The organism is Winogradskyella tangerina, assembly GCF_003260205.1.
GTDB lineage: Bacteria > Bacteroidota > Bacteroidia > Flavobacteriales > Flavobacteriaceae > Winogradskyella > Winogradskyella tangerina.
In genome coordinates this window covers 74,438-88,393 of sequence record NZ_QERF01000001.1, presented here as the reverse complement: position 1 = coordinate 88,393, position 13,956 = coordinate 74,438, and the positions used below count along the sequence as shown (strand labels likewise).

17 protein-coding genes are annotated in these 13,956 nt (G+C 37.2%); 3 read left to right on the top strand and 14 right to left on the bottom strand.

The window, feature by feature from the left end; all coding sequences use genetic code 11:
- Nucleotides 1-142: 142 nt before the first annotated feature.
- Nucleotides 143-427 carry a Sec-independent protein translocase subunit TatA/TatB gene (locus tag DDY94_RS00430; RefSeq protein ID WP_111682057.1) on the top strand — a complete coding sequence of 95 codons (285 nt, stop codon included), beginning with the start codon at nt 143-145 and terminating at the stop codon, nt 425-427.
- On the opposite strand, the gene DDY94_RS00425 is transcribed toward DDY94_RS00430, so the two are convergent.
- The 10 genes from DDY94_RS00425 to kynU form a co-directional block, all read right to left on the bottom strand.
- Nucleotides 428-1,069 (bottom strand): O-methyltransferase, encoded by a 642-nt coding sequence (locus DDY94_RS00425; protein WP_111682056.1) that lies wholly within the window; start codon nt 1,067-1,069, stop codon nt 428-430. It lies immediately after the preceding gene.
- Nucleotides 1,070-1,091: 22 nt separating this feature from the next.
- Nucleotides 1,092-1,310: a hypothetical protein gene (locus tag DDY94_RS00420; protein WP_111682055.1), complete on the bottom strand. Its 219-nt coding sequence runs from the start codon at nt 1,308-1,310 to the stop codon at nt 1,092-1,094.
- Between the two features lie 60 nt (nt 1,311-1,370).
- Nucleotides 1,371-2,456 carry an amidohydrolase family protein gene (locus DDY94_RS00415; RefSeq protein WP_111682493.1) on the bottom strand — a complete coding sequence of 362 codons (1,086 nt, stop codon included), beginning with the start codon at nt 2,454-2,456 and terminating at the stop codon, nt 1,371-1,373.
- Nucleotides 2,449-2,985 carry a 3-hydroxyanthranilate 3,4-dioxygenase gene (locus DDY94_RS00410; RefSeq protein ID WP_111682054.1) on the bottom strand — a complete coding sequence of 179 codons (537 nt, stop codon included), beginning with the start codon at nt 2,983-2,985 and terminating at the stop codon, nt 2,449-2,451. The genes DDY94_RS00415 and DDY94_RS00410 overlap by 8 nt, the downstream gene beginning before the upstream one ends.
- A gap of 58 nt (nt 2,986-3,043) precedes the next feature.
- Nucleotides 3,044-3,826: an SDR family oxidoreductase gene (locus tag DDY94_RS00405; protein ID WP_111682053.1), complete on the bottom strand. Its 783-nt coding sequence runs from the start codon at nt 3,824-3,826 to the stop codon at nt 3,044-3,046.
- Nucleotides 3,827-4,357, bottom strand: coding sequence for a PsbP-related protein (locus DDY94_RS00400; RefSeq protein ID WP_111682052.1), 531 nt, complete (start codon nt 4,355-4,357; stop codon nt 3,827-3,829).
- A gap of 11 nt (nt 4,358-4,368) precedes the next feature.
- On the bottom strand, nt 4,369-5,808 hold the full coding sequence (locus DDY94_RS00395; protein WP_111682051.1) for an aldehyde dehydrogenase: 1,440 nt from the start codon (nt 5,806-5,808) through the stop codon (nt 4,369-4,371).
- Between the two features lies 1 nt (nt 5,809).
- Nucleotides 5,810-6,214 (bottom strand): RidA family protein, encoded by a 405-nt coding sequence (locus tag DDY94_RS00390; RefSeq protein WP_111682050.1) that lies wholly within the window; start codon nt 6,212-6,214, stop codon nt 5,810-5,812.
- A gap of 131 nt (nt 6,215-6,345) precedes the next feature.
- Nucleotides 6,346-7,746 (bottom strand): FAD-dependent oxidoreductase, encoded by a 1,401-nt coding sequence (locus DDY94_RS00385; RefSeq protein ID WP_111682049.1) that lies wholly within the window; start codon nt 7,744-7,746, stop codon nt 6,346-6,348.
- Nucleotides 7,739-9,010, bottom strand: coding sequence for a kynureninase (kynU, locus tag DDY94_RS00380; RefSeq protein WP_111682492.1), 1,272 nt, complete (start codon nt 9,008-9,010; stop codon nt 7,739-7,741). The genes DDY94_RS00385 and kynU overlap by 8 nt, the downstream gene beginning before the upstream one ends.
- A gap of 110 nt (nt 9,011-9,120) precedes the next feature.
- Here kynU and DDY94_RS00375 point away from each other — a divergent pair, with 110 nt between their 5' ends.
- A complete protein-coding gene (locus DDY94_RS00375) occupies nt 9,121-9,540 on the top strand; it encodes a (4Fe-4S)-binding protein (RefSeq protein WP_111682048.1) in 420 nt (139 codons plus the stop codon).
- A 146-nt stretch (nt 9,541-9,686) separates the two neighbouring features.
- Here the strand turns inward: DDY94_RS00375 and DDY94_RS00370 are convergent, their stop codons facing one another.
- Complete coding sequence (locus tag DDY94_RS00370) at nt 9,687-10,367, bottom strand: hypothetical protein (RefSeq protein ID WP_111682047.1); 681 nt, start codon at nt 10,365-10,367, stop codon at nt 9,687-9,689.
- 36 nt (nt 10,368-10,403) lie between these two features.
- Between DDY94_RS00370 and DDY94_RS00365 the strand changes: the two genes are divergently transcribed.
- The gene (locus DDY94_RS00365; RefSeq protein WP_111682046.1) at nt 10,404-11,204 is read left to right on the top strand and encodes a class I SAM-dependent methyltransferase; all 801 of its coding nucleotides are present in this window, start codon (nt 10,404-10,406) and stop codon (nt 11,202-11,204) included.
- Between the two features lie 53 nt (nt 11,205-11,257).
- On the opposite strand, the gene msrA is transcribed toward DDY94_RS00365, so the two are convergent.
- The 3 genes from msrA to DDY94_RS00350 form a co-directional block, all read right to left on the bottom strand.
- Entirely contained in the window at nt 11,258-11,920 is a 663-nt protein-coding gene (gene msrA / locus DDY94_RS00360) for a peptide-methionine (S)-S-oxide reductase MsrA (protein WP_111682045.1), read from the bottom strand.
- A gap of 128 nt (nt 11,921-12,048) precedes the next feature.
- Complete coding sequence (locus tag DDY94_RS00355; protein ID WP_111682044.1) at nt 12,049-12,834, bottom strand: zinc ribbon domain-containing protein; 786 nt, start codon at nt 12,832-12,834, stop codon at nt 12,049-12,051.
- Nucleotides 12,835-12,836: 2 nt separating this feature from the next.
- Nucleotides 12,837-13,931: a Nif3-like dinuclear metal center hexameric protein gene (locus DDY94_RS00350; protein ID WP_111682043.1), complete on the bottom strand. Its 1,095-nt coding sequence runs from the start codon at nt 13,929-13,931 to the stop codon at nt 12,837-12,839.
- Between the last annotated feature and the right edge of the window lie 25 nt (nt 13,932-13,956).

Sequence of the window (13,956 nt, the reverse complement as noted above, 5' to 3'; positions counted from 1 at the left end):
CCGACTTTTTACAGTCGGCTTTTTTTTGTTTTTTTTGAATTATAATAGACCTTTCTAAACATGTATGGTCGAGGAGATTTATAATTTTAATTAAGATAATGTTAGTTAATATAAGTCTTAAACTAAGTATATTTGCATCGTGATGTATCCCAAACTTTTATTCATAGGAGGAACAGAAATTGTCTTTATACTATTCATTGTAGTATTAGTATTTGGTGCCGATAAATTACCCGAGATTGCCAGAGGGTTGGGCAAAGGAATGCGCACATTGAGAGATGCTACAAATGATATTAAACACGAGGTGACTAAGAGCGCTCAAGAGAGTAATATTGTAGATGTTGATGCTGCCAAGGAAATTCAGCAAGAGATCAATAAAGTGAAGGACGATTTAGAAGATTTTACCGGTTCTGTAAAGCGCGAAATGTAATTACTTCCTACGGCTAATGGTTAAGCCATCGCGAATAGGCAAAATAACAGTTTCTATTCGGTCATCATTTTTCAACATATCATTATAGTCTAATACTGCTTTAGTAGAAAGATCTTTTTCGTCGACGGGCTCCACTACTTTTCCATGCCAAAGGACGTTGTCTGATAAAATAATACCACCAGGAACAACCTTATCAATAATTAAGTTGAAATAGTTGCTATAGTTTGGCTTGTCGGCATCAATAAATATAAGATCGAAAGTTTTTTCCAAAGTAGGAATGATTTCTAGAGCATTTCCAACATGTTGAATAATTTGTGATCCGTGCCCTGATTTATCAAAATACTTTCTCTGAAAGTCAACTAACTCTTCGTTGATATCAATAGTATGAATCTCACCAGATTTATCTAGACCTTCTGCTAAACATAGCGTTGAATAACCAGTAAAAGTGCCAATTTCTAAGATAGATTTAGGTTGAATGAGATTAGATATCATACTCAGAACTCTACCTTGATAAGGTCCGCTAAGCATTATAGGTTGTAGTACTTTCTGATAAGTTTCCCGAGTCAATTGTTGCAATAATTCGGGTTCCTGCTCAGAATGGGCAACCACATAATTATCGATGGCTTCTGGCAAAAAATACATATTAGGCTTAATTTTATTGTAGTTATTCTGACGCCTCTTCTTCGGCAGTAGAATCTTGCTTAGAAGATTTACCAATAAAAAACAAAACGGCACCAATTAAAATCAATCCAAGCTTTACAGCTAAAGCTGTAGTTGGACCAAGTTTGTCAATTTCGCCAAAAAATTTAATGGTAAGATCAAAGTAAGGTAAGATTATCAAAGCTATACCAATGATCATAACATATACTCCAAGTTTTCGCATATCCTAGAAAGTTGATGATTTAGAATTTAAAGATAGAGATAAAAATTTTAGAGCAATTGATTAAGACATGATTCGTGTAATAAGCGCCTTCTTAGCCTCTTCATCGTCGCCACATAACCATCGGATGACATTATCTTCCCAAATGGCATCGCGTTCTTGTTCAGAAATAATCTGTCGATCTATGGCCAAATCTAATATTTTACCCGGATAAGATGATTGTCTGGTACTTTCCATTTCACCTAAAGGATAAGGATCATCTAGGCCCATTAATACTTGGTTACTCCCTTGATTTTTGATAAGTAATTCTAAGGAACCTGTATCATGAACCAAAGTGTCGAAGAAAATATTTTTATGACCAACCGCTTTTCTCGGATGTCTTTTACCTTCAAAAAGATCTGGTCGTCCATCAAATCCTTGAATACGTCTTCCAAGATTGATCTGTGCTAATTGTCCGCCATGCGCAAAACAAACACGCATGTTCTTATACTTTTCATAATAGCCATTCAAAGTGAGGAAATGGTAGGCATCTGCACATTGAGCTAGCATCCAAATCAGATGGAAGCGCCAAGAGGTATTTTCTAATTTAATAAACTTTTCGCCATCATACGGATGAATTTCTACCGCCAAATTGTACTTGTCAGCAAGTTCGAAAATTGGTTCATTTTCTTCATCAAAAATACATCGCCACGTGCCAATCGTGTCCATATAGTGTGTTGGCAAGCACAATAACTGAAGTCCTAATACTTCAACGCAGCGTTCTATTTCCCAACAAGCCCCGCGTACAAATCCTGGGTGTACTACAAAACCACAGGTAAATTTACTCGGATGGTCGCGCTGAATTCGAGCATTAAAATCATTCTGAAAACGTAATGCCTGTTTCATTTCTTCGAGGCGCAGGCCGTTGCCATAAAGCTGGGATAAGTTTAAAACGACGGCATGGTCTATTTTAAAATGCTCCATCCATGCTAATTTTTCGTCTAAGAAAAAACTAGAATCGGTGATAGGTCTATTCCAATCCTTTTGAAGCATGAATTTACGATCCTTATCCACCCAGAATATTCCTTTATCTCGCATAAAGTCTGGAATTTCTTCAGGATAGGGAAGAAGATGTGAGTGGCCGTTTATTCTAAGTTTGCGTTTAGCCATCAACTTTTACTTTTTTAGGTGGTTGCATTATGGCGTCGCAATTCGGACAACGACGTTTAGTTTCATCACTATAGTAATTATCGAATATCACCGGCATGTCGGTTTCAATATTGTCGAGTGTAAAGTCTTCTTCATAAAGTTTGGTGGTACAGTTTTCACAGAACCATAGTAGCGCATCTTTCACGCCTTCATCGCGAGGGTATTCTATTACCAAACCAACTGTATTTGCACCGCGTTGTGGTGAGTGTGGTACTTTTGGGGGTAAAAGAAATATCTCACCTTCCTTTATGTGTATATCTTTTGGGTGTCCGTCTTCGATAACTTTTAATACAATATCGCCTTCAACCTGATAGAAAAACTCAGGAGTCTCGTTGTAATGATAATCTTTTCTACTATTTGGTCCACCAACTACCATAACTATAAAATCGCCATCTTTCCAGACAACTTTATTGCCAACTGGTGGTTTTAGCAAATGGCGGTTCTCTTCAATCCATGCTTGGAAATTTACGGGTGGATATAATTTACTCATGATACTTTTGTTTAATAATTGCCGTTCTTAATGCTATTGAATGATCAGCGTTTTAAAGTTACAAACTTTTTGTTCTTCCTCCATCAACTGGTAAATTAATTCCATTGATGTAAGAAGCTCTTGCACTTGCTAAAAATGTAATAGCATCGGCCGTTTCTTCAGGTTGCGCAAAACGTTTTGCTGGAACTGAATTTTTCATTGCATTTGAAGCTTCTTCTTCGGTAATTCCGGTTTTATCAGATTTATTTTTAATGATTTGCGCTAAGCGTTCGGTTGCTGTTGCGCCAGGCAGAACATTGTTCACCGTAATACCAAATTGGCCCAGTTCGTTGGCTAAGGTTTTACTCCAATTGGCTACTGCTCCTCTTATCGTATTGCTCACACCCAATCCATCTAAAGGCTGTTTCACAGAGGTCGAAATAACGTTGATAATTCTACCATACCCTTCGCTTTTCATGTGTGGAACAAGTGCTTGTACTAAGACATGGTTGCATTTCAAATGTTGGGTAAATGCCATTTCAAAAGCATCTATATCGGCCGAGAAAGCTGGTCCACCTGGAGGTCCACCAGTATTATTTATCAATATATGAAAGCCGTGGTTTGAATTTATATATGCCTCAATCTTCTGCTTTAATCCTTTAGGATCTAAAAAATCGGCTACGATATAATCGTGTTGATTAGACTGCGGTAATTCGGCTAAAGTAGCTTTAAGCTTGTCTTCGTTGCGAGCAATTAAAGTGACAGTTACACCTTCGTTAGCTAATGCTATAGCTGTTGCTTTACCTATGCCCGCAGTACTTCCACAAACTAGCGCATATTTATTATTTAATTTGAAATCCATTTATGAATTTATTTTGAATGTATCTAGAATACTTGTGGCCACCTCTTGATATTTATCAAATTCTGCAAAGGTGCTCGTGAATGTAAGAATATAGGCCGTACCAGCATTGAGTACAACATATTGTTTGAACTTAAGTTGGAAACCATTACCAAAATCAGCAGACCAAATGGTCGATTTGGCCTCCATGCCATTCAGTGTTATATCTTCACTCTCTAAAAGCTTTGCTGTGGGAACTTGTTTTTTTATTTGACCGAGGGATAGTTCAATATATTCATCGAGGGTGAACTCTTGTCCTTGTAGATATTCGGTATTGAGGTTTATATTTTCCCAAAACATATCTTCTGTTTGCGAGGCTTCTTCTGCCTTTAATACAAACTGAATACTTGGTTGTGGTTTTTGGTCACTGTAGCTCCAATTTTCGGGATATTGAATTGAGTAATTGTCTTTTTCATAAGTTGTCCAGTCGTTTTCCTGACTGAAAAGCATCAAGCCAATAAATAAAGATAAAAGTGTTGCTATTTTAGTTTTCATGATATTTAGATTTAGTATTTAATACAAACATTTTTAGGTTCTGTAAAGAATCTGAGGGCTTCAAAGCCACCTTCGCGACCAACACCAGAGGCTTTAACACCACCAAAAGGCGTGCGTAGATCACGCATCATCCATGTATTTACCCAAACGATCCCGGCTTGCAATTCATTACTCATTCGCATGGTACGTTTAAGATTATTTGTCCAGAGTGTTGCGGATAAGCCATACTTTACTTTATTGGCCATTTGAAGAACTTTTTTTTCAGTTTGAAATGGCATTATCGTAACCACTGGTCCGAAGATCTCCTCTTGGTTGACGCGGCATTCGTCCGTAGGTACTTCAATAACGGTTGGTTCTAAATAATACCCATTTTCGTAACCTTCAACAACAACTTCATTTCCTCCGCAAAGGATTGTACCATTTTCTTCCTTAGCAATGTTAATATAACCCTTTACTTTTTCTAAATGTGGTTTTGATACCAATGCACCGATATTGGTTTCAGAATTAGAGGGGTGACCAACCTTGAGCTGTTTTACCTTTTCAACAAAATCACTTTTGAATTTATCATAAATCGAAGACTCTACAAAGATCCGACTACCACACAAGCATATCTGTCCCTGATTTGCAAAAGAGGAACGTACTGTGGTATTCAACATATCTTCATAATCACAATCACCAAAAATGATATTTGGATTTTTGCCTCCAAGCTCCAAAGAGAGTTTTTTAAACATCGGAGCCGCAACTTTGGCAATGTGTGCTCCGGTTGCTGTACCACCTGTAAAACTTATGGCTTTAATATTAGGATGCTCAATAATAGCTTGTCCTGCAGTTGTACCTAGTCCATGAACAATATTTAGAACACCTTTAGGCAAACCAGCTTCATTACAAATTTCACCTAAAAGATATGCTGTCATCGGAGTCACCTCACTGGGCTTGGCGACTACACAATTACCAGCAGCGAGTGCTGGGGCAATTTTCCAAGTGAATAAATAAAGTGGCAAATTCCATGGGCTAATACACCCAACCACGCCTATGGGTTGTCTTAATGTATAATTGATGGCATTTAAACCAACAGATTCATGGCTTTCACTGGCAAACTGTGTAATGGCATTTCCGAAGAACCTAAAGTTACTGGCTGATCTCGGAATATCCACTGATTTGGCTAAACTTACTGGTTTTCCGTTGTCTTTACTTTCTGCTTCTGCGAACCGTTGTAGATTGGTTTCTAGTAATTCTGAAATTTTAATTAGGATGCGACTACGGTCGATTAATGTTGTATTGGACCAAGTTTTGAAAGCTGATGCAGCGGCATTATAAGCGTCTTCTACATCTGCTTTTGAAGAATTCGGGATTTGGCTATAAACCTCGCCGTTAGAAGGATTGTAATTATCTATCCATTCCTTGGATTTTGGATTTTGAAAACTGCCGTTTATGTAGTTTTGAATGTTCATTTTAAGACTTCTTATAAGCCATTACTTTGATCTCCACCACTAAATCTGGATGAGGCAACTGATGCACTGCTACTGTGGTGCGTGTTGGTCCTGTTTCTTTATCAAAAAATTCAGCATAAGCTTTGTTATAACCCGCAAAATCATTCATGTTGACCAAAAAAGAGGTAACATCTACAACATCTTTGAGTGAGGCACCAACTTTTTGAAGATTCTTGTTAATATTCTGTAGAACCTCTCTTGTTTGGGTTTCAATATTTAATCGTTTTGTACCCATTTCATCAATAATATCTACGCCAGCAATGGTATTGTCTGCTCTGCGGGAACTTGTTCCTGAAACGAAGATAAAATCACCAACTTGTTTTACGTGAGGATAAGCTCCTCTTGGTGTTACGGTTTTGTTACTCATAATATCTTTTTGTCATTATGTTCATTTCTTCGATTTGACTTATATTTTACTAATCACTTCATGCTAGTATTCGACACGAATTTCACTAATATTCACTAATTAACTCATCTGCTAATTCGCTCATTTACTAATCAACCAAGTCCAGCTATTCTATCGTCTTCTAAAATGGCTTCAGTTTCCGCAGTGACTTTATCTAGTATATCATTAATGTCGTCTTCCACCGTGATCACTCCATCCGTAAGCATGTTAAGAATGGCTTTATCTTGAGCTCGTCCTCTCAGCATCGCTTCTCTATAGCCAATATGTTCGTTAAAGGTTACAAGGCTATATTTTGAAGAGTAATCTTCTGGAAACGTCTGTTCTAAGGCCATTTCAATTTTTCGCTTTTCCTGAAACACCGGATTGGCCACATGATCTTTCATTTCATGGAAATTATCGATAGCCAAATCGGCAATAGCATCGGTGTCTTTTTTTCTAAGCTTATTATATTCTGAAAATACCTTTTCCCAATCACCTTCGTACTGGTCTAAAATACTATCAAAGACCACAACATCTTCAAAGGAGGCGTTCATTCCTTGTCCATAAAAGGGAACTATGGCATGTGCTGAATCGCCCATCAATAGTGTATTGCCTTTATAATTCCAAGGAGAACATTTCACAGTTCCTAGAGGAGCGGTTGGGTTTTCAAAAAAGTCTTCAACCAAATTAGGCATTAATTCTAAAGCATCAGGAAATTCCTTTTCAAAGAATTCTGTAACGATTTCTGGGTTGGTGAGATTATTGAAATTGTATTCACCTTCATCGTAACTCAGAAATAAAGTTACGGTAAAACTTCCGTCGAGATTTGGCAATGCAATAACCATAAAATCACCTCGAGGCCAAATATGTAAGGCATTTTTGTAAGTTTTATAACTGCCATCATCATTGGGAAGAATAGTCAATTCCTTATACCCATGCGTTAACCATTGCTGTGAAAAACTGAACAAAAATTTCTTCTCTAAAAAGTAGCTTTGGCGTAAAGCTGAACCCGCGCCATCAGTAGCAATTATGCAATCTGCATCTTCAATAAACTCCTTTTTAGTATTATAATCTTGAAAATGTGCAGTGGTTTTTTCAAAATCGACTGATAGACATTTTTTATTGAAATGAATAGTAACATTCTCATGTTTTTCAGCCTCGTCTAAAAGCAAAGCGTTTAGCCCACCGCGCGAAATAGAATTGATATACTCATAATCGCGACCACTATAATTTGATAAGAAAGTATTGCCTTCTTTGTCGTGTAGCATTCGACCATTCATAGGAATACAAAGTGCCTTCACTTTATCTTCTATACCTACCATTTTCATTGCCTTATTTCCGCGATCTGAAAACGCTAGATTAATGGATCGCCCTGCTGAAATATCTGTGGTTCGTAGATCTGGTCGCATCTCGTAAACCGTGACGTTATAACCTCTTTGTCCGAGGCGTAAAGCCAGAAGACTTCCACATAGTCCAGCACCGATAATTAATATGTTTTGTTGTTTTTCAGTCATTTAATATCATTTTCAATTTTTCAACCATATGATAGACATCTTCAAAAGAATTGTACAATGGTACAGGCGCACATCTAATAACATCTGGTTCTCGCCAATCACTAATTACACCAGTATCTGTTAGTTTATTGAAAACCGTCTTATCCGCATCCAACACCTGAATGGACAATTGGCAACCGCGTTCATCGGGGTTTTGAGGCGTTATAATTCTAACCACATCTTCGCCTAATTGCTTCAGTAAAAACTCAAAATATCCTGTTAGTTTTTTCGACTTTGCAATAAGCTTTTCCATACCAACCTCATTAAAAATATCCAAGGAGGCTCTTATTGCGGCCATGGCGAGAATCGGTGGATTGCTCATTTGCCAACCTTCAGCACCTGGCAATACGTCAAATTCTTGGCGCATATTAAATCGCGTATCCTTGTTATGACTCCACCATCCTGTGAAACGATTCAGGTTTTTATCGTAGGCATGGCGCTCATGAACGAAGCAGCCAGATAAATTTCCTGGTCCAGAGTTCAAATATTTATAAGTGCACCAAATAGCGAAATCTGCACCAGAATTATGTAAATCTAAATCCACATTACCAGCACCGTGAGCACAATCAAATCCAACTTTACAACCATATTGATGACCGAGTGTTGAAATTCGTTTAAAGTCGAAAAATTGACCCGTATAATAATTAACACCGCCAATCATAATCAAAGCAATCTCTTGACCGTGAGCTTTAAGTATGTCCTCTAGATCTTCATAACGTAAAAGTTCTTCATTAGGTCTTGGCTTCCAAAGGATCAGTCCCTCTTTATCATCGTAACCATGGTGACGCAATTGCGATTCTACGGCATATTTGTCCGATGGAAAGGCATCACTTTCGATTAGAATCTTGTAGCGTTCTTTAGTCGGTTTATAGAACGATGCCATCATAAAATGAAGATTCGCCGTTAAGGAATTCATGGTCACAACTTCAATAGGTTTTGCACCCACTATTTTAGCTGTGGCTTCTGTTAAGAATTCATGATATGGCATCCATGGATTCTGGGCATGAGTATGACCTTCAACGCCAAGATTAGCCCAGTCTTCAAGCTCCTGATCGAGATAGGCTTTAGTCGATTTTGGTTGCAGTCCGAGTGAGTTGCCGCAGAGGTAAATAAGCTCCTTTCCATTTGTGTCTGTTGGAATATGGAATTGCTTCCTGTAGTGCGATAAATCATCTGCAGCATCTAGTTGTTTAGCATACTCCAGACCAAGTTTGAAGTCGGACAATGTAAGATTGATTTTTTCGATTTGTAACAAAAATAAGGATTTAAAAGCTAGGAGTAAAGCTGTTTTCAAACCATAATTATTTTATTTATCTTTAAAGAAAAAGATAGATCATGGGCAAAATAAAAGAATATAGTAATGGTGAAGTCACTGTGGTTTGGGAAGCCGGAAAGTGCATTCACTCAGCAATGTGTGTTAAAGGCTTACCAGATGTATTTCAACCAGATGCACGACCGTGGATTAGCGTTGATGCTGCTTCAACAGAAGAACTGATCGATACCATTAAAAAGTGTCCTTCTGGTGCATTGAGTTATTACATGAATGATTCTGAGGATAAATCCGCTGAAACTTTAGAAACCAAAGTTGAAGTTTTAGAAAACGGACCTCTTTTAGTGTATGGAACCTTGAAAGTAACTCTCAAAGATGGTTCAAAAGACACCAAAAACAGAACTACAGCATTTTGCCGATGTGGTGCTTCACAAAATAAGCCATATTGCGACGGTGCACATGTAGAGCAAGACTTTAGAGGATAAAAAAAAAGCGCTTTGGTTACAAAGCGCAGGTGAAAATATATAGACGCATAAAGCGGAAGTGTATTTTGTACATCATCTGAGTCGTTAATATGACGACATACTTACACTATATGTTACAAAAGTAATGCCAAAATATTTCCGATGTGTTAATCTAAGGTTATGCTAACATCGGCGAAGTTTAAATTCCAGTTACCTTCTTCTTTTTTATGGTCTATGGCAATCTTGATGCCATTGAAATCTTGATAATTTTCGAACGTATTTGCTAATGATGGTTCAGGAGAATTTCCTTGTCTGAAAACCCATTCTTTAATAAGAAAGTTTTCATCATAAAAAATATCGTAAGCATCACCAGGCGTGTAACCACCTTCATTAGGATAAGTTAAGGTAATCATTTGAAGGGTTTCCTTTTTAATTGGCGATTCCATTTCTTTTGGCTCTGAAATAGACGCTGAGGAATCCCATACCAATTGAAAAGGAATTAAAAGCCAAAACTTGTCATTAATGAAACCGCGATCTGCTCCGATATGGGCACTGTCGATTTGCCGTCTAGAATATTCAACTACAGCGTCACCAACGGTCATTTTAACCAAATCTTCTTTTGGTTTCCAAACCCAAGAACGGCCTTTGCCCTTGATACTGTCTCGGTCTACTTTGAAAGTAAATTGAACTTCAGAAACGTTTTTCCAGTTTTCAAAACCATGAGCGTTTGCAATTTTTTCTGCAATGGTTAATTCTTTGGTGCTATGATCTTCTGTGGTTTCTTTTTTTTCAGATTTACAAGCCGAAAGGCAAAAGAGACAAATAATTCCAAGGTATAGTGATTTCATAATTATAAGTTATTTTAGATGCAAAATTAACCAACGATGAACGACCATACTAATTATTTTAAGGTTAATAAGGCCACGTGGAACGAAAAAGTAAAGGTGCATTCGCAAAGTGGGATGTATAACATGGATGCTTTTTTGGCTGGCGAAACTACCCTGATGCCTTACGAATTAAAGGCCTTGAGAGATGTTTCAGGGAAGTCATTATTGCATTTACAATGTCATTTCGGTCAAGATACACTGAGTTGGAGTAGGATGGGCGCAAAATGTGTGGGTGTTGATTTGAGTGATGAAGGTATTAAATTGGCTAAAAAGCTAAATACAGAACTAGACTTAGATGCCGAGTTTGTGTGCTGCAATGTTTTAGATACTTCTGAACATATTAGTCAAACTTTTGATATTGTCTTTACTAGTTATGGTGTAATCGGATGGTTGCCCGACCTAAAACCTTGGGCAAAAATGATAGCAGAACGGTTGAAATCTGGTGGGACTTTCTACATTGTTGAATTTCATCCTATTATTTGGATGTTTGACTATGTGGATGGTACACCGAAAATGAAATACCATTATAACCAGAAGGAAGTAATCTATGAGGAATATGAAGGAACCTATGCAGATATGTCTTCAAAAATGGTAAGCAAAGAGTACGGGTGGAATCATGGTTTAAGTGAAGTCGTAAATGCGCTTATTGAAGCTGGTTTAACGATCGAATATTTAAATGAATATGATGAAAGTCCGTATAATGTATTTCCTGATCTGATAAAACAAGACAATGGTATGTACATCTTGAAGGATCAGTTATTTCCAATGTTGTTTGAAATTAAGGCGAGGAAGAAATAGTTCTCGACAAAAAAAGGTATCCTAATTTGAATACCTTTTCTTTTCTATTTTGATTAATGCTTTTCGTCTTCCTTCAATAATTCGGGAAACTTTGCTTTAAATCTGTTTAATCTTGGAATGGAAACACCACGAATATAGCGTTGGTTTGGGTTGCGTTTCTCAAAGTCTTGATGGTAAGCTTCTGCGATCCAAAACTTCTGGAATGGATAAATCTTTGCCGCAATTTCAGCATCGAGTTCTTTAGCTAAGGCTGCTTTTTTGTCTTCGATGATCTTCTTTTGTTCGTCATTCTGAAAGAAAATTATCGATCGGTATTGTGAGCCCCAATCTGGGCCTTGTCCATTAACTTGAGTTGGGTCTTGTGAGCCAAAATACACATCAACTAATGTTGCAAAACTAACCACTTCAGGATCGTAGATTACTTCAACAGCTTCAGCATGGCCAGTTCTTCCGGTGTTGCTTTTCTCGTAGGTAGGATTCTCGGTAAATCCACCAGAATATCCACTAATTACTTCATCTACACCCTTCACACTTTCATAAATTGCTTCAACACACCAAAAACAGCCGCTAGCAAAATAGGCTTTGGCCTTACCGTCTTCTAATGGCACTTCCACAGGATCGGCATCGATGACTTTTTGTTGTTCAGGATTTACTTGTGCCTGGTTCTGGCAACTAAAAAATAAGCTAATGCTTAGTACGTATACTAACTTTTTCATTGGTTTTAATCTTTTCTCTTTCTATAGACGTGTAAAATTACAATTCCTTAAAATGAATTGTTTTAAAATTATATTAAATAAAAAAGCCCTCACAATCGTGAAGGCTTTCATGTTATATTTTGAATGGATTATTTACTCAACTTAGCAAATAATTTATCCATTTTAGCTTTCTCTTCTTCAGCAAGTGCCGCATCAACTAAAATACGCCCACTATGCTCATCAGTGATAACTTTCTTGCGCGAAGCAATTTCAACTTGTACCTGTGGAGGAATAGTGAAGAACGAACCTCCAGAAGCACCACGCTCAATAGCAACAACAGCTAAACCATTCTTTACATTATTTCTTATTCTGAGGTAAGCTTTTACTAAGCGCTCGTCGATTTTCTTTTGAAATTCGTCTGACTTTGATAATAATGCTTCCTCTTCCTTTTCAGTTTCTTTAAGGATCTCGTTCAGTTCACCTTTTTTGTGCTTTAAGTGCGATTGGCGATCTTTTAAGCGGTCTTTAGTTTCAGAAATAACTTCTTTTTTCTGCTCTATTTGCGCTTTGAATTCTTTAATGTGCTTTTCAGCTAATTGAATTTCTAGCTCTTGGAACTCAATCTCCTTGGTTAAAGAATTGTACTCTCTGTTATTTCTAACATTATTTTGTTGCTCGCTATACTTTTTGATCAAGGCTTTGGCTTCTTCGATCAGATTCTTTTTGCCTTTAATTTCTTCATCAATAACCGCAAGGCTATCATTTAATTTCTCCAATCTTTTATTCAGTCCTTCTACTTCATCTTCTAAATCTCTTACTTCTAAAGGAAGTTCTCCACGGACATTTCTTATTTCGTCTACTCTAGAATCAATTAGTTGTAAATCGTAGAGCGCTCTTAATCGCTCTTCTACAGTAGCTTCAGCTTTTTTGGCCATAATTATAAATACTTTACCGGATTTGTATTTGTCGTTGATAAAATGATTGCAAAATTAGTAATTTTTTTCGAGAGATAGTCCACTAAAAACGTTTTTGTGAACTGTTCGCTTTCATAGTGCCCAATATCTGCTAAAACTATATTGTGTTCGGCACTAAAAAAATCATGATATTTTAGGTCTGCAGTGACCAGAAGATCAGCGCCTGCTGCCTTCGCAGCTCCTATAGCAAAGCTCCCCGATCCGCCAAGTACAGCTATCTTCTTAACCTTACGATTAAGAAGTTTTGAATGCCTTACAACAGTGGCATTCATTGAGGTTTTAATATGTTGAAGTGCCTCTTGTTCCGACAGTTCTCCCGAAACTTCACCAATCATGCCCATTCCAATATACGGACTTGAGTTGTCTAAAGTTGTGATCTCATAGGCAATTTCTTCATAAGGATGCGCATTAAATAAGGCCTTTAAAACCTTAGATTCAAAATGTTTTTCAAAAACGACAGAAATGGCAGTTTCATTTTCAGAATGTAATTGCCCTCTTTCTCCAATAGTTGGGTCTGAATCTTCATTGCCTTTATAAGTGCCTATGCCTTCAAAATTAAAACTACAGGCGTCATAATTACCAATACTACCTGCGCCAGCATCGGCTAATGCCTTTCTGAGTTCATCCGCATTAGCTTTTGGTATATAGGTTTGAAGTTTCTTAATCGTGTTTTTCTGAGGAATCAAAATCTGCTTGTTGACTAATCCTAAACGATCACAGATTATAGAATTTACCCCTTGGAAAGCGTTGTCTAGTGCTGTATGGATTGAAAATATAGCAATGTCATGTTTTATGGCTTTAATGACTACACGTTCAACATAGGTTTTACCTGTTAGTTTTTTTAATCCTTTAAAAATTATCGGATGAAAACTAACAATAAGGTTGCAATTTTTTTCGATGGCTTCATCTACAACGGCTTCGAGTGTGTCTAGGGTTACAAGGACATTAGTAACAGATTGATTTTTATTACCAACAAGTAGGCCTACATTATCAAAATCTTCGGCGTAGGTTAATGGCGCTAAATCGTGCAGTTGATTAATTACATCTTGAACAGTCATAAAAGCATATTTGTTTCAAAAATAA

Bases quoted from the DNA above. Each gene is read 5' to 3' on its own strand.
- DDY94_RS00390 (WP_111682050.1), bottom strand. From the start codon at position 6,214: ATGAGTAACAAAACCGTAACACCAAGAGGAGCTTATCCTCACGTAAAA.
- DDY94_RS00415 (WP_111682493.1), bottom strand. From the start codon at position 2,456: ATGGCTAAACGCAAACTTAGAATAAACGGCCACTCACATCTTCTTCCC.
- DDY94_RS00430 (WP_111682057.1), top strand. From the start codon at position 143: ATGTATCCCAAACTTTTATTCATAGGAGGAACAGAAATTGTCTTTATA.
- DDY94_RS00400 (WP_111682052.1), bottom strand. From the start codon at position 4,357: ATGAAAACTAAAATAGCAACACTTTTATCTTTATTTATTGGCTTGATG.
- DDY94_RS00425 (WP_111682056.1), bottom strand. From the start codon at position 1,069: ATGTATTTTTTGCCAGAAGCCATCGATAATTATGTGGTTGCCCATTCT.
- DDY94_RS00410 (WP_111682054.1), bottom strand. From the start codon at position 2,985: ATGAGTAAATTATATCCACCCGTAAATTTCCAAGCATGGATTGAAGAG.
- DDY94_RS00405 (WP_111682053.1), bottom strand. From the start codon at position 3,826: ATGGATTTCAAATTAAATAATAAATATGCGCTAGTTTGTGGAAGTACT.
- DDY94_RS00365 (WP_111682046.1), top strand. From the start codon at position 10,404: ATGAACGACCATACTAATTATTTTAAGGTTAATAAGGCCACGTGGAAC.
- msrA (WP_111682045.1), bottom strand. From the start codon at position 11,920: ATGAAAAAGTTAGTATACGTACTAAGCATTAGCTTATTTTTTAGTTGC.
- DDY94_RS00385 (WP_111682049.1), bottom strand. From the start codon at position 7,746: ATGACTGAAAAACAACAAAACATATTAATTATCGGTGCTGGACTATGT.
- DDY94_RS00355 (WP_111682044.1), bottom strand. From the start codon at position 12,834: ATGGCCAAAAAAGCTGAAGCTACTGTAGAAGAGCGATTAAGAGCGCTC.
- DDY94_RS00420 (WP_111682055.1), bottom strand. From the start codon at position 1,310: ATGCGAAAACTTGGAGTATATGTTATGATCATTGGTATAGCTTTGATA.
- DDY94_RS00350 (WP_111682043.1), bottom strand. From the start codon at position 13,931: ATGACTGTTCAAGATGTAATTAATCAACTGCACGATTTAGCGCCATTA.
- DDY94_RS00370 (WP_111682047.1), bottom strand. From the start codon at position 10,367: ATGAAATCACTATACCTTGGAATTATTTGTCTCTTTTGCCTTTCGGCT.
- DDY94_RS00375 (WP_111682048.1), top strand. From the start codon at position 9,121: ATGGGCAAAATAAAAGAATATAGTAATGGTGAAGTCACTGTGGTTTGG.
- DDY94_RS00395 (WP_111682051.1), bottom strand. From the start codon at position 5,808: ATGAACATTCAAAACTACATAAACGGCAGTTTTCAAAATCCAAAATCC.